Source organism: Desulfuromonas acetoxidans DSM 684 (assembly GCF_000167355.1).
Taxonomy (GTDB): Bacteria; Desulfobacterota; Desulfuromonadia; order Desulfuromonadales; family Desulfuromonadaceae; genus Desulfuromonas; species Desulfuromonas acetoxidans.
In genome coordinates this window covers 93,569-116,047 of record NZ_AAEW02000011.1, presented here as the reverse complement: position 1 = coordinate 116,047, position 22,479 = coordinate 93,569, and the positions used below count along the sequence as shown (strand labels likewise).

The 22,479-nt window shown below is 49.4% G+C and carries 22 protein-coding genes and 1 tRNA gene; 14 read left to right on the top strand and 9 right to left on the bottom strand.

Translation table 11 applies throughout. From position 1 onward, the window contains the following. Positions 1 to 25 precede the first annotated feature (25 nt). Genes DACE_RS10605 through DACE_RS10590 form a run of 4 tightly spaced genes read left to right on the top strand, consistent with a single transcriptional unit; the run spans position 26 to position 3,804 of the window. Positions 26 to 1,369: an MFS transporter gene (locus DACE_RS10605; RefSeq protein WP_006001071.1), complete on the top strand. Its 1,344-nt coding sequence runs from the start codon at positions 26 to 28 to the stop codon at positions 1,367 to 1,369. Positions 1,370 to 1,384: 15 nt separating this feature from the next. Continuing rightward, the gene (locus DACE_RS10600) at positions 1,385 to 2,002 is read left to right on the top strand and encodes a methylated-DNA--[protein]-cysteine S-methyltransferase (protein WP_006001070.1); all 618 of its coding nucleotides are present in this window, start codon (positions 1,385 to 1,387) and stop codon (positions 2,000 to 2,002) included. Positions 2,003 to 2,011: 9 nt separating this feature from the next. Next, positions 2,012 to 2,464, top strand: a complete 453-nt coding sequence (locus tag DACE_RS10595) for a PaaI family thioesterase (protein WP_006001069.1) — start codon at positions 2,012 to 2,014, stop codon at positions 2,462 to 2,464. Continuing rightward, positions 2,464 to 3,804 carry a DNA recombination protein RmuC gene (locus DACE_RS10590; protein WP_006001068.1) on the top strand — a complete coding sequence of 447 codons (1,341 nt, stop codon included), beginning with the start codon at positions 2,464 to 2,466 and terminating at the stop codon, positions 3,802 to 3,804. The genes DACE_RS10595 and DACE_RS10590 overlap by 1 nt, the downstream gene beginning before the upstream one ends. Here the strand turns inward: DACE_RS10590 and DACE_RS10585 are convergent. Then, the gene (locus DACE_RS10585; RefSeq protein ID WP_006001067.1) at positions 3,757 to 4,992 is read right to left on the bottom strand and encodes a TlpA family protein disulfide reductase; all 1,236 of its coding nucleotides are present in this window, start codon (positions 4,990 to 4,992) and stop codon (positions 3,757 to 3,759) included. The two genes, DACE_RS10590 and DACE_RS10585, sit on opposite strands and share 48 nt — an antisense overlap. A gap of 251 nt (positions 4,993 to 5,243) precedes the next feature. Between DACE_RS10585 and DACE_RS10580 the strand changes: the two genes are divergently transcribed. From DACE_RS10580 to DACE_RS10565, 4 genes are all read left to right on the top strand, one after another. Beyond that, positions 5,244 to 8,084 (top strand): cache domain-containing protein, encoded by a 2,841-nt coding sequence (locus DACE_RS10580; RefSeq protein ID WP_006001066.1) that lies wholly within the window; start codon positions 5,244 to 5,246, stop codon positions 8,082 to 8,084. Beyond that, a complete protein-coding gene (locus DACE_RS10575) occupies positions 8,077 to 10,077 on the top strand; it encodes a cache domain-containing protein (protein ID WP_006001065.1) in 2,001 nt (666 codons plus the stop codon). Before DACE_RS10580 ends, DACE_RS10575 begins: the two co-directional genes overlap by 8 nt. A 109-nt stretch (positions 10,078 to 10,186) precedes the next feature. Continuing rightward, positions 10,187 to 10,708, top strand: coding sequence for a thiol peroxidase (tpx, locus tag DACE_RS10570; protein ID WP_006001064.1), 522 nt, complete (start codon positions 10,187 to 10,189; stop codon positions 10,706 to 10,708). A gap of 128 nt (positions 10,709 to 10,836) precedes the next feature. Beyond that, entirely contained in the window at positions 10,837 to 11,328 is a 492-nt protein-coding gene (locus DACE_RS10565; protein ID WP_006001063.1) for a cytochrome c3 family protein, read from the top strand. 42 nt (positions 11,329 to 11,370) lie between these two features. On the opposite strand, the gene DACE_RS10560 is transcribed toward DACE_RS10565, so the two are convergent. Continuing rightward, positions 11,371 to 12,576 carry an ABC transporter permease gene (locus tag DACE_RS10560; RefSeq protein WP_006001062.1) on the bottom strand — a complete coding sequence of 402 codons (1,206 nt, stop codon included), beginning with the start codon at positions 12,574 to 12,576 and terminating at the stop codon, positions 11,371 to 11,373. Next, complete coding sequence (locus DACE_RS10555) at positions 12,573 to 13,631, bottom strand: hypothetical protein (RefSeq protein WP_006001061.1); 1,059 nt, start codon at positions 13,629 to 13,631, stop codon at positions 12,573 to 12,575. The genes DACE_RS10560 and DACE_RS10555 overlap by 4 nt, the downstream gene beginning before the upstream one ends. A 509-nt stretch (positions 13,632 to 14,140) precedes the next feature. Between DACE_RS10555 and DACE_RS10550 the strand changes: the two genes are divergently transcribed. The 3 genes from DACE_RS10550 to DACE_RS17935 all read left to right on the top strand — a co-directional run bounded on the left by DACE_RS10550 (position 14,141) and on the right by DACE_RS17935 (position 15,480). Further along, positions 14,141 to 14,974 carry a carbonic anhydrase gene (locus DACE_RS10550; RefSeq protein ID WP_040367022.1) on the top strand — a complete coding sequence of 278 codons (834 nt, stop codon included), beginning with the start codon at positions 14,141 to 14,143 and terminating at the stop codon, positions 14,972 to 14,974. Positions 14,975 to 15,020: 46 nt separating this feature from the next. Beyond that, positions 15,021 to 15,096: transfer RNA gene (locus DACE_RS10545), tRNA-Val, on the top strand. A gap of 69 nt (positions 15,097 to 15,165) precedes the next feature. Continuing rightward, entirely contained in the window at positions 15,166 to 15,480 is a 315-nt protein-coding gene (locus tag DACE_RS17935) for a hypothetical protein (RefSeq protein ID WP_081449999.1), read from the top strand. Here DACE_RS17935 and DACE_RS18180 read toward each other — a convergent pair whose 3' ends face one another. The 5 genes from DACE_RS18180 to DACE_RS18845 all read right to left on the bottom strand — a co-directional run bounded on the left by DACE_RS18180 (position 15,481) and on the right by DACE_RS18845 (position 18,027). Next, on the bottom strand, positions 15,481 to 15,648 hold the full coding sequence (locus DACE_RS18180) for a hypothetical protein (RefSeq protein WP_155809097.1): 168 nt from the start codon (positions 15,646 to 15,648) through the stop codon (positions 15,481 to 15,483). A gap of 1 nt (position 15,649) precedes the next feature. Beyond that, entirely contained in the window at positions 15,650 to 16,171 is a 522-nt protein-coding gene (locus tag DACE_RS10535) for a tetratricopeptide repeat protein (RefSeq protein ID WP_006001058.1), read from the bottom strand. Between the two features lie 14 nt (positions 16,172 to 16,185). Continuing rightward, complete coding sequence (locus tag DACE_RS17390) at positions 16,186 to 17,007, bottom strand: ParB/RepB/Spo0J family partition protein (RefSeq protein ID WP_006001057.1); 822 nt, start codon at positions 17,005 to 17,007, stop codon at positions 16,186 to 16,188. A gap of 22 nt (positions 17,008 to 17,029) precedes the next feature. Then, the gene (locus DACE_RS10525) at positions 17,030 to 17,677 is read right to left on the bottom strand and encodes a CAAX prenyl protease-related protein (protein ID WP_040367010.1); all 648 of its coding nucleotides are present in this window, start codon (positions 17,675 to 17,677) and stop codon (positions 17,030 to 17,032) included. A 227-nt stretch (positions 17,678 to 17,904) separates the two neighbouring features. After that, positions 17,905 to 18,027 (bottom strand): hypothetical protein, encoded by a 123-nt coding sequence (locus DACE_RS18845; protein ID WP_272940872.1) that lies wholly within the window; start codon positions 18,025 to 18,027, stop codon positions 17,905 to 17,907. 30 nt (positions 18,028 to 18,057) lie between these two features. On the opposite strand from DACE_RS18845, the gene DACE_RS10520 reads away from it, so the two are divergent. From DACE_RS10520 to glnA, 3 genes are all read left to right on the top strand, one after another. Continuing rightward, positions 18,058 to 18,432, top strand: coding sequence for an NUDIX hydrolase (locus DACE_RS10520; RefSeq protein WP_238326416.1), 375 nt, complete (start codon positions 18,058 to 18,060; stop codon positions 18,430 to 18,432). A gap of 255 nt (positions 18,433 to 18,687) precedes the next feature. Then, complete coding sequence (locus tag DACE_RS10515; protein ID WP_006001054.1) at positions 18,688 to 19,026, top strand: P-II family nitrogen regulator; 339 nt, start codon at positions 18,688 to 18,690, stop codon at positions 19,024 to 19,026. Positions 19,027 to 19,092: 66 nt separating this feature from the next. Next, complete coding sequence (gene glnA / locus DACE_RS10510) at positions 19,093 to 20,502, top strand: type I glutamate--ammonia ligase (RefSeq protein ID WP_006001053.1); 1,410 nt, start codon at positions 19,093 to 19,095, stop codon at positions 20,500 to 20,502. Positions 20,503 to 20,645: 143 nt separating this feature from the next. Here glnA and DACE_RS10505 read toward each other — a convergent pair whose 3' ends face one another. Next, the gene (locus tag DACE_RS10505; RefSeq protein WP_006001052.1) at positions 20,646 to 22,475 is read right to left on the bottom strand and encodes a GGDEF domain-containing protein; all 1,830 of its coding nucleotides are present in this window, start codon (positions 22,473 to 22,475) and stop codon (positions 20,646 to 20,648) included. Positions 22,476 to 22,479 lie beyond the last annotated feature (4 nt).

Below are 22,479 nucleotides of genomic sequence, written 5' to 3'. Positions count from 1 at the left end.
TTTATGAAATGCACAAGGAACAGAGATGAAGCGTCTGATTCAGCTTAGCAAACGCCGTGTCTATGGTATTTTGGCGGGTGAGGATGCTCTTGACCGAGCGTGTGAGGGTATTCCTGACAGTGGCTGCCACGAATTACCGTTTAATTTTTCCTTCAATGTTGTCAATGGGGCTGCAACAAAACTGGCCGAGCAGGTGGCTGGACCCAATCTGATTCTGGTGTGGTTGCTGCAGTTACTCGGTAGCCCGGTGTGGATGTTCGGCTTTCTGGTGCCGATTAAACAGGCCGGTTCTCTGTTGCCGCAACTGGTGGCTTCGGGGCAGATCCGTCGTCTGACTGTGCGCAAATGGGTGTGGGTGGCGGCCGGTGTTATTCAGGCACTGACATTGTTGTTGATGATTCCGGTCGCACTGACCTTTTCACCACGGGTCGCCGGATTGATCATTCTCGGGTTGTTTACGCTGTTCAGTGTCGCCAGTGGCACGGCGTCGATCGCTTTTCAAGATGTGCTGGCCAAGACCATTATCAAAGGACATCGGGGACGTCTTCTGGCCTCGCGCTCCTTAATCGGAGGGGTGTTGACCATGACTGCCGGGGCGATTCTGCCCATTCTCAAGGCAGAAGGGCGCTCTGATTTGGTGACCGTGTTTGTATTGATTGTTGTTGGCGCCGCACTATGGCTGATTGGCTCCGTCTGCTTTGCAGTTATTCGTGAGCACCCCGGTGAAACACAAGGGGGACGCAACCCCATTCATGAGATGACCATTGGCATTGATTATTTGAGGCGTTACTCAGGATTTCGGCGTTTCCTTCTGGCTCGGGCGCTATTGCTCAGTGTTGAATTGGCGACGCCCTTTTATTTTCTACATGCCAGTCACAGCATGGAGGTGAATGGCGGATTTATCGGTCAATTGGTGCTGGCGATTGGTGTGGCGCAGGTTTTGAGTAGTCCGTTTTGGGGCCGTTTGGCAGATCGCACCAGTAAAACAGTCATGACCTACAGTGCCATCCTTTCCGTTACTGCGGCTCTTTTGATCTTATGGGTTGCCGGTGCCTGTCCGGCCTCCTGGCAACAGGTTGGTTTCTTTATCAGTTTTGTTCTGGTCGGTCTGGCTGAATCCGGAATTCGTCTGGGGCGGAAAACCTACCTGGTTGATGCTATCACCAATGATGATCGCGCTACCTGTGTTGCATTTACCAACAGTTCCGTTGGTATCCTGGCCCTGCTGGCAGGTGGGGCTGGTATTATTGCGCAATGGTTTGGTTCTGATATGTTGATCGCGGGTCTGGTCGTTGCGGGTGTGCTGGCCATTTTCAGTTGTCGCTGGATGCCTGAGGCCGACCTGATGCTCAATGACCCTAACGGATAATTAAAGGATCATGACATGATGACGAAGACCCTTTGGCAGCCCCGCTGGTTCTCCTTTGATGCTTCATCGTCACCGGCCTCGCCTTGCTGGCCGGTGCGAATTGTGGCCTCTGCCCACCTTGATCAGGCTGGTTCTCTCGACTATGCCGTGGTTAAAGGACCGGTTTGCCCTCTGCTGGTGGCCTGGAAGCCAACAGCTATTGTTCTGGCGCAGCTGCTGTGCCATCAATCCGTGGGCGACGTTCTCGCTGACTGGCAGGACCGCTACCCAAGCCAACACTGGTCGGCTAAATCCCATCTTCCTTTTGCTGTGGAAGCTCTTCTCAATGGTGGCGAAGTTCGCGACATTATCCCATTGGCCATGGATGGTACCGTATTCCAACAGTCGGTATGGACAACCTTGCTGCGGGTTCCATCAGGTCAGGTTGTCTCCTATGCCGATCTGGCGGCGGCCAGTGGTTTCCCGCGTGGCAGCAGGGCGGTAGGCTCGGCCATGGCCGCTAACCCTATTCCCGCTCTGGTGCCGTGTCATCGAGTGATCCGCAGCGATGGACAGCCGGGAAACTATGGTTCAGGAACAGATGTTAAAGTTCATATGCTCCAGTGGGAAGTGGTCCACTGTTGCGATAAATAGGGAGTTGTCATGTTGCATGAAGAAAGTTTGGGACCCCACGAAATTCACCTTGAACGCTGGATTGAATGTGCTCCTTTTGAACAATTACTAGGCATGGACATTGTACGTGCTGAAGATGGCGAAGCGATCTTGACCATGCCGTTTCGTCGTCAGTATGCCAACGGCGGGTCGATTATGCACGGTGGGGCGACAGTGAGTCTGGCGGATACGGCTGCCGTGATGGCACTGAAAAGCAAGGTCGAGCCGGGAACCCATTTCGGCACTACGGATATGGCGATTCGCTTTCTGCACCCGGTGATCCAGGGGATGATCACGGCAAAAGCCCGTGTGGAGCAGCAGGAAGAACGGTTGTGGCATGCACGGGTAGAGATTGTTACCGAAGCGGATGTCGTGGCCATGGAGATGACAGCGGTGTTTAAGATCTCCCGGCGGCGGTTAACCACTGTGGCTGAGGGGCGTTGATGGAAAGCATTCAGCCCGCTCAATGGTTATGGGGTTGTGGGGCGATTGGCCTGCTGGCACTGGTTTATGCCTGGGGGCGACTTATTTTTCTTCGCGGGTTACGCAGACGCCTGGATGAAAGCCTTGTCCGGGTGGATGAATCCCAGCGTCTGACCCAGGTTTTACAGCAACAACTGGCCGATAGGGAACAGCAGAATCGCGCACTGCAACAGGCGGTCGAACACGCCCGTCTTCAAACTGCCGAAATGACCACCCGACTTGAACTGGAGCGGCAGCAAAGCGCGGAAAAACAGGCGTTGTTGCTTGAAGCCAAAGAACAGTTGACCCAGCAGTTTAAGGTTGTTGCCGGGGAAATTTTTGATGAGCGGGGTCGTCAATTCAAAGAGGTTAACCGCGAAGAATTATCCCAGTTGCTGACGCCGTTACGTCAACAACTCGATGGTTTTCGACAAAAAGTTGATGATGTGCATGTGACCGATGTTCGAGAGCGAGCGACACTGCGCCAGGAACTTGAGCAGCTGCGCGGTTTGAATCAGCAGATGTCTGAAGATGCCCGCCAACTGACGCGTGCGTTAAAAGGGGATCGTAAGGTTCAAGGCAATTGGGGCGAACTGGTGCTTGAACGATTGCTTGAACAGTCTGGATTGCGCCGCGGTGTGGAATATGAGGTTCAGGGCAGTTTTCGCGATGCCGACAATCGCTTATTGCGCCCGGATGTGATTATCCACCTGCCTGAAGGCAAAGATATCATTGTCGATTCAAAGGTTTCTCTATCGAGTTACGAACGCTCCTGCCGTGAGGATGATCCTGAACAGCGCCAGCAGTGTCTTAAACAGCATGTTCAGGCGGTCTGTCAGCATGTTTTGGGACTGAGTGAAAAGCATTATGCCAACCTTAAAGGGGTGCGTTCCCTTGATTTTGTCGTCATGTTCATGCCCATTGAAGCGGCTTTGGTGGTGGCCTTGCAACAGGATGGTGAACTGTTCAATGAAGCGTTTGACCGCCATGTTGTTATGGTATCGCCGACCACGCTGTTGGCGACATTGCGCACCATTGAAAATATCTGGCGTTTTGAACGGCAGAATCAAAATGCTCAGGCCATTGCCGATAAGGCCGGGGCGATTTATGACAAGTTGCGTGGCTTTGTCGAGGAGATGGAAAAGCTCGGTACGCAATTGGATACCGTTGGCCATACATATACGGCGGCCATGAACAAGTTGAGTCAGGGCCGTGGCAACCTGATCAGCCAGGCCAGCCGTTTTGTTGATCTCGGCGTCAAGGTGAAAAAGACCTTACCGGCGACGGTGATGGAACGCGCGGAACTCGATGAGGGTAAATAGAGCAGGATGATGGTCTGACAGGCTGTTGAAAAGACCCCCGGTGTGAACATCACCGGGGGTCTTTTTTATAACGTCAGTTCTGATCCTCTGTGGGGGGAATTTGTAACGTTTTAATTGCTTGATCAACATCGGGGTTTGATTCAAGGCATGATTGATCACTGAGGAGGTGATCGTCGCCGCTGTAACGGCATCCACATCAGGGTTGAACGGTTTTGTTTCGGTCAACACACGTCCAACCAGAATCTGCTTCAACTTACGCATGTCCTGTTGATCAAATTCCTGATTGCCGTATTTGGTCAACTGTAGAGCCGCAACATCGATAATTTTCAGGGACGAATCGAACAGATAAATAAAATGAACATCATGGCAGATATCACAAACCGTGGAGCGGCTGACCACTTCAGCCAGCAGGGTTCTATGTTCTCCGCCTCGTTCAACGACTCCGCGAAACAGGCTGTGTCCTTCAATGCCCTTGATCTTTTCCAAGGAATCAATAATTCCCTGGCGTGCCATCAGACGGCGTACCTTGGTGACGATCTGTTGTTCAGAAAACGGCAGTGGTGTTTCCTGGGCGATATCCACCAGGTCATCCTCGGGCAGGAGTAGATCCTCCGGCAGTTCGTCAATCATTTCCGTTAACAGCTCCAGCGTTTCTTTGATGTCCCAATTGGTGCCGATATGGGTGCCCGCAACAACACCGGCCTGGCCGGGTGCAGACTGCCGCACATAAACCGTGAACGGGGTTGTTTTCCCCCCGACATCACGCCAGAAAAGATAGTTTTCGTCGAGAAACATCGGAAATGCTACATCGTAGTAATCAATAAAATCCGCAACCCTTTTGGGATGGTTGCCGACGGCAACGCCGACGATCCGCACCTTGTCTTTAAGATTGGGATCACGTTCGATGCGATGATACAACGTGTTGTAAATTGGTGCCTGATCTTTGCAATGCGGGCAGTGAACATTGAGGAACTCGAACAGAACCACTTGCGCCTGAATCGCGCTGGGGGAAAAAAAATTCCCCTGAACGTCATTAAGCCCCAGATAGGCTCGCTGACGGGGAGATTCAGGCATGGGGAGTTGCAGCTCAGGAAAGGGATATCCGGTGCTGATCGGTGTTGACTGCTGTGCCCAACTCAGGGAGATGCACATTAAAAACAATAAAATACTTATAATAAATTGTTTCATGTCTGATATCCTGTTGATAGTGATGACGTGATGTTGTCAGGGAGTATACGCGTCTTGTTTTGTTGGTTTTTCCATGGTTTTGTTTTCAGTTTTCATGAGTGTGACACATTATGCGGAGGAACCATGGAAAGATGGATTGTCATTGTTACACTGTAACAGATTGTGGTTCGGTTTAAACCAGACAGATCAGGAAACATGACTCATTGATCGGTTATGGCGGTCATGTCATACCAATACCTCCAGGGATTCCCATGCGTGCTTCGTTTCGTACTCGCATACTGATAACGATTGGATGTATCCTGCTGCTGTCAGCCGGTTCAATCGCCTATTTTGCTCAAAACCATGCGCAAAGGGCGGTGTTGGATTCGGCGGACCGTCACGGGATTGATTTGATGAACGCGGTGTTGCTCACTATTGAAAATGAGTATCGCAGCCTTGAATTTCACCGCCATATCACGGTGGAGCGGCGTAAGGTGTCCCTCAAAGACGTGGTCATCGTTGCAATGTCCCACCTTAAAGAACTCTATGGCGAAGTCCAACGGGGTAAAATCAGCGAATCGGTGGCGCGGCGTGAAGCGTTGGAGCAACTCAGGCAACTGCGTTATGCCAACGGGGTGGGCTATTTCTGGGTGAATGATCTCAGCGAGCCTATTCCCAAGGTGTTGATGCATCCAATCCTGCCGGAGCAGGAAGATGGTCGCTCTGCTGTTGATGACAAATATTATCGTGCCACCCAAGGCCATGAACATCTGTTGGTTTTGATTGCCAAGCTGATTCGGCGTGATCAAGAGGGGTTTGTCAATTATCGTTGGAACAAGCCAACGTCACAGGGGGTTACGGAAGAACAGCCGAAAATCTCTTATGTCCGTTTGTTCAAACCATGGAACTGGGTGGTGGGTAGCGGCGTGTATCTGGATGATATCGAGGCCGAAGTCCAACAACGTCTTGATGAGATTCTGGTCGAGCTTAAGCGTACCTTTTCCCGTGTGCATGTCGCTCAAAACGGCTACATGTTTATTTTCGATGGTCAAGGCAACACGCTGATTCATCCCGATGCCAGAGGCGAGTTTGCGGACCACGGCTTTCCAAATGCCGGCCAATTTAAACGCGCTGCGGCGACGCCCAATGTTCCCATTGAATACCATTGGCACCATCCACGTTACGCGGGCGCCCAGCATGCCAAACGCGCTTATGTCAGTTATTTTGAACCGTTGGATTGGTATATCGTTTCCACCATGTACCTCGATGATCTGGCGCACAGCGGATATGAATTGCGCCGGGATATTCTGATGGTTTCCGGACTGGTTTTGTTGGTGGCCGCCATGGTGTCTTACCTTTTCTCCTATTCGTTGACCCGACCGTTGTTGCTCCTCACTGATGTGGCGCGGCGCATTGAGCACAGTCAAGACATGGATATTTCTGTTCCAATCTGTGGTGCGAGTGAAACGCGGGAACTGGGGCAGGTGCTGCAGAATATGTTGGCTTCGATGAAGGGGCTGTTGCATGACAAAGAGGCTGCCATGCGGGCCATTGAAGTCAGCAACAATGATCTTATCGCCGCAAATAAACAACTGGCCAGGGAGATGGTTGAACGGCAAGAGGCTCAGCAGGCTCTGGAAAATAATGAACAAAAATATCGGAGCTTATTTGAGCTTTCCTACGATGCCATTGTGCTGGCTGATTGTGATAGCCATCAGATTCTTGATAGTAATCATGCTGCAGAAGAGATGTTCGGTTACAGTCACGATGAAATGCAAGGAATGGTGCCGAAAGATTTTTCTCCGATCAATCAAGCGGATGGCAGTTTGTCGGAACTCAAAGTCTCTGAAAAAATATCCCGGCTTATTCATGAAGGACACCAGTTTTTCGAGTGGACACATAAAAAACGAGATGGCACGCTATTCCAGGCCGAGGTCCATCTGACGCTGATCCCTCTCGACGGCAAACAGGCGATGTTGGCGGTGGTCCGTGATGTGACTCAACGCAAATACGCTGAAGCCGCACTGGTGAATGCCTTGGCGGATGCTGAGTCGTCACGGGATAAAATTGATGCCATCCTCAAAGCTATTTCTGATGGTTTAATCGTTGTTGATCCTCTGGGGCGCATTATTCTGATTAATCAATCAGCGCAGGATTGGTTGGGACTTCCGGAAGGGGAGACTCTCAATCGTCAGGTGGCAACCGTTCTCCACGATAATGATCTCTCTGTTCTGGTTGGATCGATCCTGGCGGGCGAGTCCCTGTCACGACACTGTGAAGTCGAGGTGCCGATAGCTGATCAGGAGCGTAACCGTTTAATGGCCGTTCAGGTGACGGCTGTACAGAATGACGACAAAGAGATTTCCGGAACACTGATCTTGCTACGGGATATCACCCGTGAACGGGAACTGGATCAGCTTAAAAATGAGTTTATCTCCTCTGCCGCTCACGAGCTTAATACGCCGCTGACCGTGATCATGGGATTTGCCGAATTGCTGGTTAATCGAGAATATCGCCAGTCCATTACGTTGGAACAGCAGCAGGAATTTCTCGAGACAATACGCAATAAAGGGGAAGTGCTCACTTCGATCGTTGACGATCTGTTGAAACTCGAACAACTCGAATTCGGCCAGTCGATTCAATTGCAATACCATTGTTTTGATTTGCAGCTTGATATTATGACCTTGGTCAAACACTATGAAAAGACGTATACCGATCATCGTTTTATCGTCATGGTCGAGCCTTGTGAACTTTGGGCTGATCAGGAGAGGGTTGGTCAGGTTCTCGATAATTTGCTCAGTAATGCGGTGAAATTTTCGCCGCCACAAACACGGATCCATATTTCATTACAGATGAAAAACCATCAGGCGGTTATCACAGTGCGTGACGAGGGGATTGGTATGGAACAGAAAAATATCGACAAAGTGTTCGATAAATTTTTCCGAATTGATGGTTCTACCACCTCTAAAGGTGGATTGGGTCTTGGGTTGACAGTGGCAAAAAGTATCATTGATGCCCATCATGGTTCGATTCGTGTTGATAGCGAAGTCGATCGGGGAACAACGGTGACGCTAACGTTGCCGTGTCAAAATAGAGGAGAGGAGCATGATTGATTGGCTCAATCGACTTTTTAATACGTTAAGGTCGCGGATACTCGCCCTGACCATCTCCATGGTGTTACTCAGTGCGTTTACCATTTCGATTATGACGCATTACACCATCGATCGGGCCGTTTCCAAAAAGCTGGATCAACATGCTAAAGATCTGATTCAGACGGTGTTGCTCAACGTTGAAAGTGAATACCGCAGCTATCAGTTCCACAAGCAGGCCACCTTGGAACGACGAAAACAAGAGATGAAGAACATCGTCGGCCTGGCTCTGTCCTATGTTGAGGAGCAATACTCAGACTCGCGAGCCAATTTGATTTCGCCTTATCAGGCGCAACAAAATGCCATCGAACATATCCGGTTGCTTCGCTATGACCAAGGCGTTGGCTACCTGTGGATCAATTCGATGGATCAGCCGGTTCCTGAAATGATCATGCATCCGACATTGCCCCATTTGGATGGCAAACCACTCGATTTGCCATCTTTTAACAGTCTAGCCGATGGGAATGGCAATTTTTTTAGCAAAGCGGTGTCGATCTGTGCTGAGGACAAAGAGGGGTTTGTCCGTTATATGTGGCCCAAACCAACCGCTCAGGGGTTGACTGTTCAACAGCCGAAGATTTCCTTTGTTCGTTTATTTGAACCCTGGCAATGGGTTGTCGGTACCGGGGTTTATATTGACGATATTGAGTACGAAGCTCAAAGGCGGCTGGCTTCCATTATCAAAGAGCTGCGTGCGGCTTTTGAGCAGATGAGAGTCGCTGAAACCGGTTATATGTGCATCTTCAACGGCAAAAAGGAGATGCTGATTCATCCTAATATCAATGGCGATACATTTCGCACCATGGTCAACCCTGCCACCGGCAATATGCTGGTCGATGACTTGATCGTTGCTGCCAGACATCCTGAGAAGCCCCTGGAGTACATGTGGGATCGCCCCGACCATGTTGGGGTCTACAACTACGAAAAACGCGCGTACATCCGCTATTTCGAACCGTTGGATTGGTATATTGTTTCCACTATGTATGTCACGGAATTAAATGCGCCGGCCGCAACAGCGCAAAGCGGCATTTTGTTTATGACGCTCGGGGTTTTGCTGGTCTCCTCCCTGTTGGCACTGCACCTGTCCAAAGCGCTGTCCACCCCGTTGTACCGGTTAACGCAAAGTGCCGCTCTGATTGAGAAGGATATTTACCAGGATATCGATATCCCGGTGTCCGGGACGCGTGAAACACAGGATCTGGCCTTGGTGCTCAGCCAGATGCTGACGTCAATTCAACTGGCACAGTCGGATTTGAAACAGGTCAACAAGGAGCTTGAAGCTTTTGCCTATACAGTCTCGCATGATCTGCGGACTTTTTTGACTCCAATCGTCGGTTATGCTCAGTTTCTAATTGAGAACTATCATCGTGTGCTTGATGAACGGGCTCTGGATGCCTTGGATGAAATTGAGCAACAGGGTGATAAAATGCTGGTTTTCATGGAAGACCTGCTCGACTTGGCGAAAGTTGGTCATGATGATCGCCCCTTACATCCGGTGAACACCAACACCGTGGTTACAGATGTGATTACAGATCTTAATTCAGAACTAGTCGCCCAACAGGGGCGCATTGTGATCGAAGATATTCCCGATGTTTTTCTGCCCGAAAGCGTGGTCAGCCAATTATTTTCCAATCTATTGACCAACGCGATCCGTTATTCACTGCCTGATGGCGAACAAATTGAAGTTGGAGGCTATTCTCGCGGTAGTTTGATACAGTTTTACGTCCGTGACCATGGTCCGGGAATTGATGAACAGGAACAGCCTCAGGTGTTTGACGTGTTTTTCCGTGGTCAACAGGCGGAAAAGCGTCCTGGTACCGGGATTGGATTGGCCACAGTGCAGAAGATCGCCCGTCATTACGGTGGTCGCGCCTGGGTGGCCACGACGGAAGGGGGCGGCGCGACATTGTGGGTTGAAGTGATTAACCTGCCGCAGGTTAATGGTACCGCCCTATAATTTTCATGGGATGGAAAGTGTTGTGTATTTTTTTTCGAGCTAATGTCGTCTTGACAGGATGACCTGTTTTGTTAGGCTGGCAGCAGGCTCATTAAACAAAAGGAGATCTATGATGGCAGAAAAAAGAACTGGTGTAATTACATTTAAAGGCAATCCTGTAACGTTGGTTGGTCCGGATATCACTGTTGGGGACAACGCACCTGATTTTAAAGTGGTGGATAACGGGTTGCAACCGGTAACCCTGGACTCCGCTAAAGGTAAAGTTCAGCTAATTGCGGTTGTGCCGTCGATTGATACGGGGGTTTGCGACACCATGACCCGCAAATTTAACCAGGATGCAGCCGATCTTCCGGACAGTGTTGCCGTTTATACGATCAGCGTGGATCTGCCGTTTGCTCAGGGACGCTGGTGCGGTAATGCCGGAATTGAGCGTGTAAAAACATTATCAGACTATCAAGACCGTTCTTTTGGTCTCGCTTACGGCTTGCTGATTGATGAACTGAAACTGTTGGCTCGCGCTGTTTATGTTGTCGATGCCCAGGGTAAGGTTGCTTACCGCGAAATTGTTTCTGAAGTGACGGCTGAGCCCGATTACCAGGCGGCTCTTAACGCTGTAAAAGCATTGCTATAAACAACTCTGAAAAACTCTTTAAAAGGCTGGCCATTAGGTCAGCCTTTTTTTATATATTGAAAAAACGATTTCGCTTGTTACCCTTTCATGAGTGTTTTGTTTGATGCAATATATTTCGGGAGAGGGACATGGTGAGATCCTTAATTGTTTTCATTGTGATTGTGTCCAGTGTATCTGTTGCTTTTGCCACGGAAAATCCGCATCAGATCTCGCGGGTATTTCGTAAAACACATCAAAACGAAGTCGCTCCTGTCTGTCAGTTATGTCATAAATTAACCCAAGAGTTGGTTTTTGATTTCGATATCTCAGGCGAATTTATCCCCGAGCAGTTTGTTGATGCGGTACTGCCGATTGTCAACGATCAGGGCATTTGCATGCGTTGCCATGTGAATGCCGATCAGCAATCCGTCAATCATCCGGTGGGTATGCCTTATGATCCGGGTTTTCTTTCCGAAAAGTTTCATGCCGAGCCCCAGGGGATCAAGCTGTATCATTGGCAGGAGGGGGATTCCGGACGGATTATGTGTTCAACCTGTCATGATCCGCACAGTGATAGGAGCTGGATGTTGCGAGTGCCGCTGGACGATTCACAATTGTGCCTGTGCTGCCATAACTATTGATTTTTGTATAGGGGTGGTGTGTGGACTACATCTCATACCCGGTTAAATATGGCGCAATGCTTCCACCGGATTGAGTCGCGAGGCCTTCCAGGCCGGAAACAGACCGGAGAGTATGCAGGTGACTGCTGCCAGCACAAATGCTGCCACCATGTCGGACCAGCGCAGTTGCGGGTACAAGATATGGGCGCTGGTGAAATATTGATTGTTGCTGGTAAACTGACTCAGATCCAAGCCTTGCTGGCCCAACCATAAGCAGATCAGTGCGCCAATCAACCCACCGAGAAACGCTGCACCTGTTCCAAGGAAAAGAGCTTCCGCTAATACCATACGTATCACGCCCGCCGGTGGGTATCCTAAAGCTGCCAGCAGGCCAAACTCCTTAAACCGTTCATAGGTGATCATGGTCATGGTATTGAGAATGCCCATGCCCACCAGAATAAACACGATGACGATCAAGATCGACATCGTCGTGTCGTTGAGTTCGATCAATTGCACCAAGTCGGGCAGCGCCTCCTGCCAGCGTGTTATGCGCTGATCTTTGTTCAGTAACGGCAGCAGGCGTGTTTCCATGTCGTTCTGATTGTCGAGTTGTGTGTGGATGCTGATCTCACTGATCACCTGAGGCGCTTTGATCAGTTGTTGCAGGGTTGCCAACTCCACATAGCCATGTGTGGTGTCGAAACTCGGCAGGCCGGTTGAGAATATGCCAACAACAGTCAGTTTTGCCAGAGCGGGCTGGCCGGCGCTGTCCTGGGCCATGACGGTCACCTGATCGTTTAAAGACAGCGACAGTGCTTGGCATAACGCCTGTGAAAGAACAATGGTATTGCTGCGACCAAGATAGGTCCCTTCACGCATCTGGTTAGAAATCTGGGTGACTTGGGCTTCATGTTCAGGACTGATGCCGCTGAGTGAGATCATGCTGCTCTGTGGCCCGGCCAGGAGCAGGGCAGCTGTCTTAAGCCGTTCAGCGTAGCGAATTTGATGCTGGTCAAGGCGCTCAATCAGGGTGGCAGAATCGTTAATTGGTTGCAGTAATGATCGGTTAGGGCGGTAGTCCGGGTCATGAATTTGCAGGATGCCGTTGTCGAGAGAGGTCGTAGAAACAATCATCTGTTCGTGCATGCCCACCTTTAATGATTGGAAGACAATCAGACAGACCACACCAAAAGCAACGAGACTGCCGGTAAGCAGGGTCCGACGGCGGTTGCGTCCAAGATTTCTTAAGCCGATCACAGCATCGATCATGGTGCGTTTTCCTCTGAGCCGTGAATTGTATCGCTCAATCCTGGATGGTGGTCCTGGTAGGTGGGCCATAACGGGTCAAGACGGCTTAAACCGCGTAAATGGAACAGATCTTTGATGACACCGAATGCATCGCGACGATTGAGCCAGAAACCGGCGTCGTATAGCTCGGTAAAACCATTGAGCGCTTCGCCAATGGCGCGTTGCATGACCAGACGGGTTGAGGTCGGGAACAGCACTTCAATGGGTGTTGAGATCTCATCCGGCGCGGCAAGGCAGGCTTGTAAGGCGTCCTGCTCCTGACGATTGCCCTCGTGATAAATGGATGACACCAGATAATTGTGGTGGCCGACGCTCAGGTCTTCAACAAGGTCGGTCATGTCATCAATCACCTGCAGTGCCAGGCCGATTTTATAAATGGCCTGATCGGCCTGTCGAACCGCCGGGCTGTTTTCAATGTAACAAGGGGTGATAAATGCCAAGCGTAAAAGTTCTCCGCCTTTCAGAGCGTGAACCGTTGTTAAAATCTGATCCGGGCGCAGAATGGTTTTAACGCCCCCCTCCTCACTGGCTTCCTCGGCGCCAATGGCAACCAGAGCAGAAAAAATCTGTTTGTGAATGGCGTCTTTATCCGCTCTGTTTAGAAGAGCGTCATTGACAGCCTTATCAAGAACCTGTTCAAGAAAGCGATCAAACAGAAGGATATGCATCACGCTGCTGAATCGTTGCGCCTTGGAAGGGAAGGCCAATGGCAACATGGACTTGTATTCGTCGTCGAGGATATTATCGCAGCCCGTCACAATGCCGCGGATAGATTGGTTGATCACACCGTAAAGCTGGCGATGGGCGGAGGGTATTTTCAGCGCTTTGTAGATGGACAGAAAAAGGATAGAGAAGAAGTTGCGCTGATAGAAGCGCATCAACTTGGGTTTAGCCGGTGTCGTGTTCAGATAAACAGAGTCCAGTGTGCTTCGCAGCAACTGATTTAAGGAGTGTTCCACACGCTGATGGTCACGTAGCGCCGGATAGAGATGACGCAAAATTGCAAAACGATTCATAATGTTAAATTTATTCCTGTCACGATAATAATTGAGTCGTTTGAAATAAAAGTTTTTTCAAAATTATACCAGAGCAACGCCGGTAAGGAACCTGCTTCTTTTCTATTTTCCTTTTATATCCTAATAACTTTTCCTGCCATAGAAAACCTTAAACTCGTGTGAATATTCTCATGCCCTTGCTGGAGTTATTGCTGTAGGCACTAATATTGCTCATCGACAGAGGCGATGTTGCACAAGGTTTTATCTGGGGGCTATGGCCCGTTTTGCAGTGATTGATGACTTCTGGTGGGGGAGAAAACTCACTTTGCACAGTGCCCGGCTGTGTGGCTCATCGTGCCCTCTAGAAGGCTTTTATCCGGTCGTTTTGTGATCTTTTTTTCTGGTTTATGCGGCACTGTGGCGCACAAACCAGAAAACCAAAGAGGATGAGTCGATCGGTGGGGCATTAGAACGAGAGGTCGTTTTGTTGCGGGATGATTTAAATGATGTTTATGAAACAAGGAGGGAACATGGATTTTGGGGTAGATGTACGTCGTTACGTGGTGTTACCGCTGTTGCTGGTTGCTGTGTGTGTGTCGCCGAGTTGGGCAACAAGTCATCATGACGAATCGTCTCATGGTCATAGCATGGCACACCAAACAGCTGCTAAGGGCAAACCGTCACCTGATGAGGCCATAAAAATGCTTCAACAGGGCAACAAGCGGTTTGTAACCGGAGAATCAATGCATCCGCATATGGATTCTGCCCGTATTATTCAAGCCGGTCGTGAAGATCAGGGGGACCATGCTTATGCCACGGTGATCACCTGCTCAGATTCGCGGGTGCCGGTGGAGTTGATTTTTGATGCCGGCATTATGGATATTTTTGTCATTCGTGTTGCAGGCAATGTGGTTGATGTTGATGAAGCCGGGTCAATCGAATATGGTTTGTCGCATGTTAACACCCCGGTTCTGGTGGTTCTCGGCCACACTCAATGTGGTGCGGTAACGGCTGTTACGGCAGCAATGACAGGGCATGGCCACTCGCTTGAGTGTAATATTCCGCCACTGGTGGATAATATTGAACCCGCGGTGCAAAAAAGTCTCGATGACTATCCCGGTGCGCCAACACGGGATATCATCCGTTTTGCCATTGAGGAAAATGTGTGGCAGGGGATTCGTGAGTTGTTCATGCGTAGCCCATCCACCCGTGATTTGGTAAAAAGCGGTCAGGCAATGGTGGTTGGAGCGATCTATAATGTCGGTACCGGTAAAGTCAAGTGGCTATCACAGGATAAAACCGTGGCGATTTTAAACGATGTGGAAAACGACCCAGAAAAAACAAAAACACCAATGACGCATTAAACTGTTGACAGCCTGTCGGGAAGTTGATAAAAACACCGACACGTTTGGGCGAATAGCTCAGCTGGGAGAGCATCGGTCTTACACACCGAGGGTCACAGGTTCGAGCCCTGTTTCGCCCACCAAATATTTGCGGGAGCCGATATCAATCGGCTCCCGTTTTGTTTTTTCCTTCCGAATTGTGCGAGGATGCGATGGCCCGTCTTCACTGTACTCAATGTGGAAATCCTTTGCCGCGTCGAGCGACAACCTGCCTGACTTGTGATGCGCCGGTTGATGCGACGCAGCAGTCTAACCTTCCTGCCGCTTCAAAATCATTGACCATGCGATGTGCTATTGTGTGTGTTGCCCTGAGTTGCTTAGGGTTTGTCATCACTCTGGGGGTGACAAACCTGTTTCAAAAGGGGGGGCTGATCTTTGGTGGGGCCTTTTTGGGCAGCATTCTGCTGTCTGTGCGCTGGGTCAGCAGTCTGGAGAAAAAAACGCTGTGTCGTGATGAGAACGCGTGATCAGCGTTTTTTATTGAGAAAGAATTGACCAACCGGCCACACCGCGATCAGGATGAACAGAGCGCCAAAGGTGATTTTGTTGAACCAGCAGAGTGTCGCTACGGTCATAGCCAGCAAGGCACAGACATATACGGCCAAGACCCATGATTTTTTTGATGGTGTCTCCATTCTATTGTTCCTTTATCCAGCGTTGCACATAGGCGAGGTTTTTTTGGGTCATCTCCAGATCCGGAACCAGTTCAAGGGCCTGGTTGAGCAGTGATACGGTGTGTTCCTGATGGCGCTTCTGCTCTGCCGTTAAGCCGGCCTTCTTTGCTTGAACCGCTTTTTCAAAAACGATTTTTGCAAGATTGTTATAGGCAAGAGCGGCCTGATCCTGCCAGGATTGCCCCATAACGATGGTTTCCCGGCTTTTTTTGATCTTTTCCAGGCCGACAGCTGTTTCCTCCCAGGCCTTATCGTAATTTTTCTCCCGTAAATACACATACCCTAAATTGATATGAGCTTCCGCCAGCGAGGCGTCTTTGTTCAAAGCGGTCTGGAACAGTTCCTTTGCCAGTTCCAATTCATTGTTTCTTTGCGCTTCAATTCCCTTGTTGAATTCGTCTTCACCGGGGTGGGTGCAGCCGCTGAGCACGGCAATGACAAGGATAAGAAAAAGAACACTTTGAGAGAAATGGCGAAACTTCATGAAGAAAAACCTCGTTAAAAATTGAATTCAAGAGTTTGTTGAGGGGCCTGCGTGTCGTTTTTGCTGCGGGGTTTGACCCGGGCGTCGATCTGCTTTTTCAACTCAAAGAGCTGAGATTCAATGCGTTGTTTCTCATCGTCATCGTTAAACCCGAGCTCATAAGTCAGTTCGATTTTGCGCATCAATTGATCAATGGATTTTTGCAACGATGAGCCAGGGGTGGTTCTACGCGGTTGCCGGGAGACTTTGCGCACTTCGCCGCGAGTCAGGCCACGAGCTTTGTATTTTTCATACAGAGACAGCATGGTGTGTTTTTTTCGTTTTTTTGCCACCTCAACCAGAATTCCCCGCGGCACTAGGTTGTTACTGCGACAGTCGTTTTTGATCTCTTCGGGCAAGCGGTTCAGTGAAAGGATTTCGCTGATGGTTGATTTGGCTTTGCCAAGCTTTTCCGGCAAGTCTTTTTGGCGACAGATCTTATCATCAATCAGGCGTTGAATGGCTTCAGCCTCTTCAATCGGAGAAAGGTTTTCCCGGACGATATTTTCGATCAAAGCAACTTCAAGACTGGCCTGTTTTTTGAAAATCGCCGGTATGTGTGTCAGTCCGGCAAGCTTGGAGGCGCGGTAGCGCCTTTCTCCGGAGATTAACTGGAGCTGTCCGTCGGGCGATAGGGTGAAAAGGACCGGTTGCAAGACGCCATGTTGGCAGATGGTCTCTTTGAGTTCCAGCAGCGCTTTATCGTCAAAATGTTTGCGAGGCTGATTCGGGTCGGGACTCAACAGGGACAGCTCGAGTTCATATAGCTGGTCTTCTATGTAATCGGTGTGGTTCATGATCGACATTTATCCCTAACCATTAAAAAAGAGCCGCATGATTCATCATCACGTAAGCGGCGACAAGGATCTGTGTGAAACCGTGGGCGACGATACAGCTGACGAGGTTTTTCTGCCAAATCAACAAGAGGCTCATGATCAGAGAAACACCTCCAAGAACAATACCATATTGGAACGCCAGTCCGGAAAGAACGGTGACACCGAGCAATGAAAATAATTGAAACTGTCCTAAATCGACAGAACGAAAATCTGCAGAGATGAAATAACGCAGCATGAAGGAACGCCAGAACAACTCGTTCATAATCGGAAACACAACGATAAAACCTGACAGTTTGATGATCAGCAACAGGATGCTTACAGCAAAAGAATAGGAGCTGCTCTGCACCGGGATCAACGTGATCCACCCTAAGTGAAGTGATAACGGCCATAAGGCAAATGCCAACGCCCCGGCAAGCAAGGCATAGAGATATTGACGGGTGGTGGGCCTGCCCGAAATATCACGACCATAGTGTTTGCGCCACATCCATAAAAAACCGGCACACAAGAACACTCGGGCACCGTAAAGATGATGGTGCCACTGCGGGAGAAACTCTTCCGCCTGAATTAAAGTCAGGTAGAGCAAAAACGGCAGAACATACGGAAACCAAGTGGAACGATAGAAAGCGGGCATAATCCTGTAATATCCGATACTCGGTTGAAAATAGTGACCTTCTTGCCAAGAGGGTGCCCCTGGGTGGGCGACCTCAATCGCCGGACGGCTATCTGCAAAAATAATCAGCCTCTGGCGACCCGCCCTTGTTTTACTGTGCATCTTTCACCATGGTCAAGGGGAATCGTCGCCAAGATGCTTATTGATTCATGATTCGGTTCTGTTAGTATTAACTGCTCATTTATAAATCACGTGCCATGGGGGAACAGGTGGATTTTTTTGAGATTGTCGATAGCGATGACCAGGTGATCGGCCTGAGACCACGAAACGAATGTCATGGTAATCCCGACCTTGTTCATCGTGTTTCCCATGTTCTTGTGTTCAACTCCTCAGGAGATTTGTTGCTGCAAAAGCGTTCCGAACTAAAGGATGTCCAGCCGGGAAAATGGGATACCAGCGTTGGTGGACATGTTGATCCGGGAGAGAATTATCTTCAGGCAGCTTATCGGGAGATGAATGAGGAATTGGGGATTCATGGGCTATCGTTGAAGTTGCTGTATCCATCGAAAATTCGTAATGATTTTGAATCTGAAAATGTCATGACTTATCTTGTGGTTTATGATGGAAAAATCTGTTTTAATCGGACGGAAATTGATGAAGTGCGCTTTTGGACGCCACAAGAGATTGACGGTGCTCTTGGTCGTGGAATTTTGACACCGAACTTTGAAGAAGAATGGCAGATGTGGCTTGCTTACTCGGCTGCGCACATTCTGTAATTGCTTAAAATGTCAGCATTGTTAGTTTTTTGTTGAGTAAATAATGTGCACTGGTTGGGCGCATTTGAACATAAATAAAACAACATGTTTTCAGTGCGCTGTAATGCATTGATTTTGCGCTGTAAAAATAGTTCGGTCTTTTTGGGGTGATTGTGGCAAGAGATTTGCTTAAAAATGCAAGTGCGCCACGTTTGATTTCATAAATCTCCAGATCCTGTGATGAGATGGAGACTTTTACACGGAGGACAGACGTCAATGAAAAAAGTGGAAGCCATAATCAAGCCGTTCAAGCTTGATGAAGTTAAGGAATCTTTGAGTGAAATCGGGATTCAGGGGATTACTGTCAGTGAAGTCAAAGGTTTCGGTCGTCAAAAAGGACATACCGAGCTGTACCGCGGCGCTGAATATGTTGTCGATTTTATCCCCAAAATCAAAATGGAAATTATCGTTTCCGATGATATTGTTGCCAAAGTTATTGATCAGATTGCTGAAGCGGCCAAAACTGGTCGGATTGGTGATGGCAAGATTTTTGTGACACCGGTTGAGGAAGTTGTTCGTATCCGTACCGGCGAAACAGGTGATGATGCGTTATAAGCGATATCGTATGTTCTGTTAATCGAAAGGTTCAGTATTTTTTAAACCGTAAAGGAGAACAAGTTGATGACCCCAAAAGAAGTCGTGCAGTTTGCCAAAGAAAACAATGTGAAAATGGTTGACTACAAATTCCTCGATTTTGTCGGTATCTGGCAGCATTTCAGTACGCCGATGTCCGAGTTTGACGAGGATACGTTTGAAGAGGGCATTGGTTTTGACGGCTCTTCAATTCGTGGCTGGCAGCCGATTCACAACAGTGACATGCTGCTGATTCCTGTTCCCGAAACAGCTAAAATCGACCCCTTCATCGAAGCTCCGACCCTGAGCCTCATCTGTAACATTATCGATCCGATCACTCGCGAAGGTTACACCCGTGACCCCCGTTTCATCGCCAGCAAAGCTGAAGCGTATCTGAAGTCTACCGGCATTGGTGATACTGCTTACTTCGGTCCTGAGCCTGAGTTCTTCATCTTTGATGATGTGCGTTTCGAATCGACCTGCAACCAGTCTTTCTATGCTGTTGACTCCATGGAAGGTCGCTGGAACACTGGCCGTGATGAGTACCCCAACCTCGGTTACAAGCCTCGTCATAAAGAAGGTTACTTCCCCTGCGCTCCGACCGACTCCATGGTTGACTTGCGCAACGAGATGGTTGAAGTGCTGCAAAGCGTTGGCATGCGTATCGAAGCCTCTCACCATGAGGTTGCTTCCGGTGGTCAGTGCGAAATCGACATGCGTTTCGATTCCCTGATGAACATGGCTGACACCCTGCAATGGTTCAAGTACATCATCAAGAACGTTGCTGTACGTAACGGTAAAACTGTTACTTTCATGCCCAAGCCGATCTACAATGACAATGGTTCCGGTATGCACTGCCACCAGTCGATCTGGAAAGACGGCGTTAACCAGTTTGCCGGCGACGGCTACGGCGGCCTGTCCAAAATGGCCATGTACTACATTGGTGGTATCATGAAGCACGCCAAAGCTCTGTGTGCTTTCACTAACCCCAGCACCAACTCTTATAAGCGTCTGGTTCCTGGTTTTGAAGCTCCGGTTAACCTGGCTTACTCCAACCGTAACCGTTCCGCTTCCCTGCGTATTCCGGTAACCAACGCTCCCGCTGCTAAGCGTGTTGAGTACCGTACGCCTGACCCTTCCTGCAACGGCTACCTGGCATTCGCCGCATTGCTGATGGCAGGTCTTGACGGCATCGAGAACAAAATCGATCCGGGTCAGCCTCTGGACAAAGACATCTACGGTCTGTCTCCTGAAGAACTCAAAGACATTCCGTGTGTTGCTTCTTCTCTGGAGGAAGCTCTTGACGCACTTAAAGAAGACCACGAATTCCTGCTCAAAGGTGACGTTTTCACTCAAGACGTTATCGACACATGGATCGAGTACAAAACTGAGAACGAGGTTAACCCCGTTCGCATGCGTCCCGTTCCTGAGGAATTCAACCTCTACTACGACATCTAATCGTTGCAGTAACAGGATGGATCAAAAAAAGGCTCCCGGTTTTCCGGGAGCCTTTTTTATTTGAAAATGTTTTTTTGTGATAGCCGACAAAAGAGGACATAAGCAACAGATGTTCTTAACGCCTTGCTGAATTGCCTTTTCACTCAGGAACCACAGGAGCACTTACGTCGATTGATAAACAACGTGTTGCCAGCCGTTTTTTTGGCAATTTTTTTGGCTTCTGAGGCCAGCAAGGCGATTTCATGCTGGCTGCAGCAGTGATTGGTATCTCCATCAAAAGAGGTGGCTCCAATCGAGACGGAGGTGATGGCGTAAAAAGTTGTCTGCCCTGTGCGGTCAGTGGAGGTGATACCGCCTTGTTTGCGATCCTCTTCGTCAAACAGCTCGATCACTTCTTCTTCAAAACGGGCGAGAATCATCTTGCAGCGCTGCTTCCAGTCCTGGCTGCGAAAAATGATCATGAAGTCATCGCCGCCAATATGGCCGATAAAGTCGCATTGAGGATTGCAAGCGCTCTGGAGAATGGTGCCGAGTAGTCGGATCACCATGTCGCCACGGCTGTAACCGTACAAATCGTTGAACGGTTTGAAGTTGTCCAGATCAAAATAACAGGCCGTGAAGGGCAGGTAGTTTTCCAGAAGATGCTCCAGATGTTCATTAATCGGTACATTGCCGGGCAACAGTGTTAACGGGTTGGCGTAGCGGGCATTGCGGATCTGCAATTCGGTAATCCGTTTCAAAAGATCTGTGACCATGCCAACGCCGAGGTAAGAGTCGTTGTCGGTGATGATAAAATAGTTGCCCTGATATTTGCTGTCATCCTTGGTGATGATCTCACTGAGCTTTTCGATGGGAACATCTTTTTCAATACACAGAGGCGAGATGTTCATGAATTCACGAATGGAGTTATTACCACGCAAGTCACGGCCATAGCGGCTGGCGAGAATATTCATCACTTCATGACGGTGCAGCATTCCCACCGGCTGCCCCTCATCGACGACGGGCAGAGCCAACAGTTCCGGCATGTTTTCAAACAGATCACCAACTGTGTTCAGGGTGGTTGACGAACAGGTTGTCGGGACGGTTTTAATCAGTCCCGAAACAGATTCGGTCCGCCATTTAAAGTGGTTTTGCTGATTGGTTTCGTGGTTGAGAACGATATTGCTTGGTAACTGCTGGGGGGGACTGGGACTGGGGCGACTGAAATAATATCCTTGCCCATAGGTGACACCCAACGCCTGAACCACATAATATTCTTCGAGGGTTTCAATGCCTTCGGCAATGGTTCGGCAGTCAACACATTTAGCAATTTCCTGCAACGATTGGATCAGTTGTTTCTTATGCTTGTCACGATTGATGGACTGGATGAAATATTTATCGAATTTGACCAGGTCCGGCTTCAGCTCCGACCATAACCGCAATCCTGCGTAAGCTGAACCCAGGTCGTCCAAAGCAACTTTAAACCCTTCCTGGCGGTAGTGGTTAAGGGCGCTGCGAATGGTTTCGATGTCGAGAATTGGGAAATTCTCGGTCAGTTCAATCACCACATTGCGTGGATCCATGCCATAGTGCGCCAAGGTTTGACGGGTGAACCCATGGGGGAAATTGGGTTCCAGCAAGGCTTTAGGGCTGACATTAAGAAACAGTTTTCCCGGCAGTTTCAAGCGGGAAAAGAACTCAATATTGACATCACGGCACAACATCTCCAACTCTGTGAGCCGATCACAATGGATGGCGGCATTGAACAGGTTGGCCGGAGAGTGCAGGGGCGAGTTGGATGGGCCGCGTACCAGGGCTTCGTAGCCGATGATTTTTCCGTCGGCCAGATCAACGATGGGTTGAAACCAGGGTGTCAACCGACGATGAGTGATAATGTTATCAAGCCAGGTGACAAAAGAGCCCTGCTCCGAGTCGAGAGTATGTTGTAAAGCGGGTTCTGCCGATGGGTTTTCCAGGCGGTGTAGTGATGACATCGTT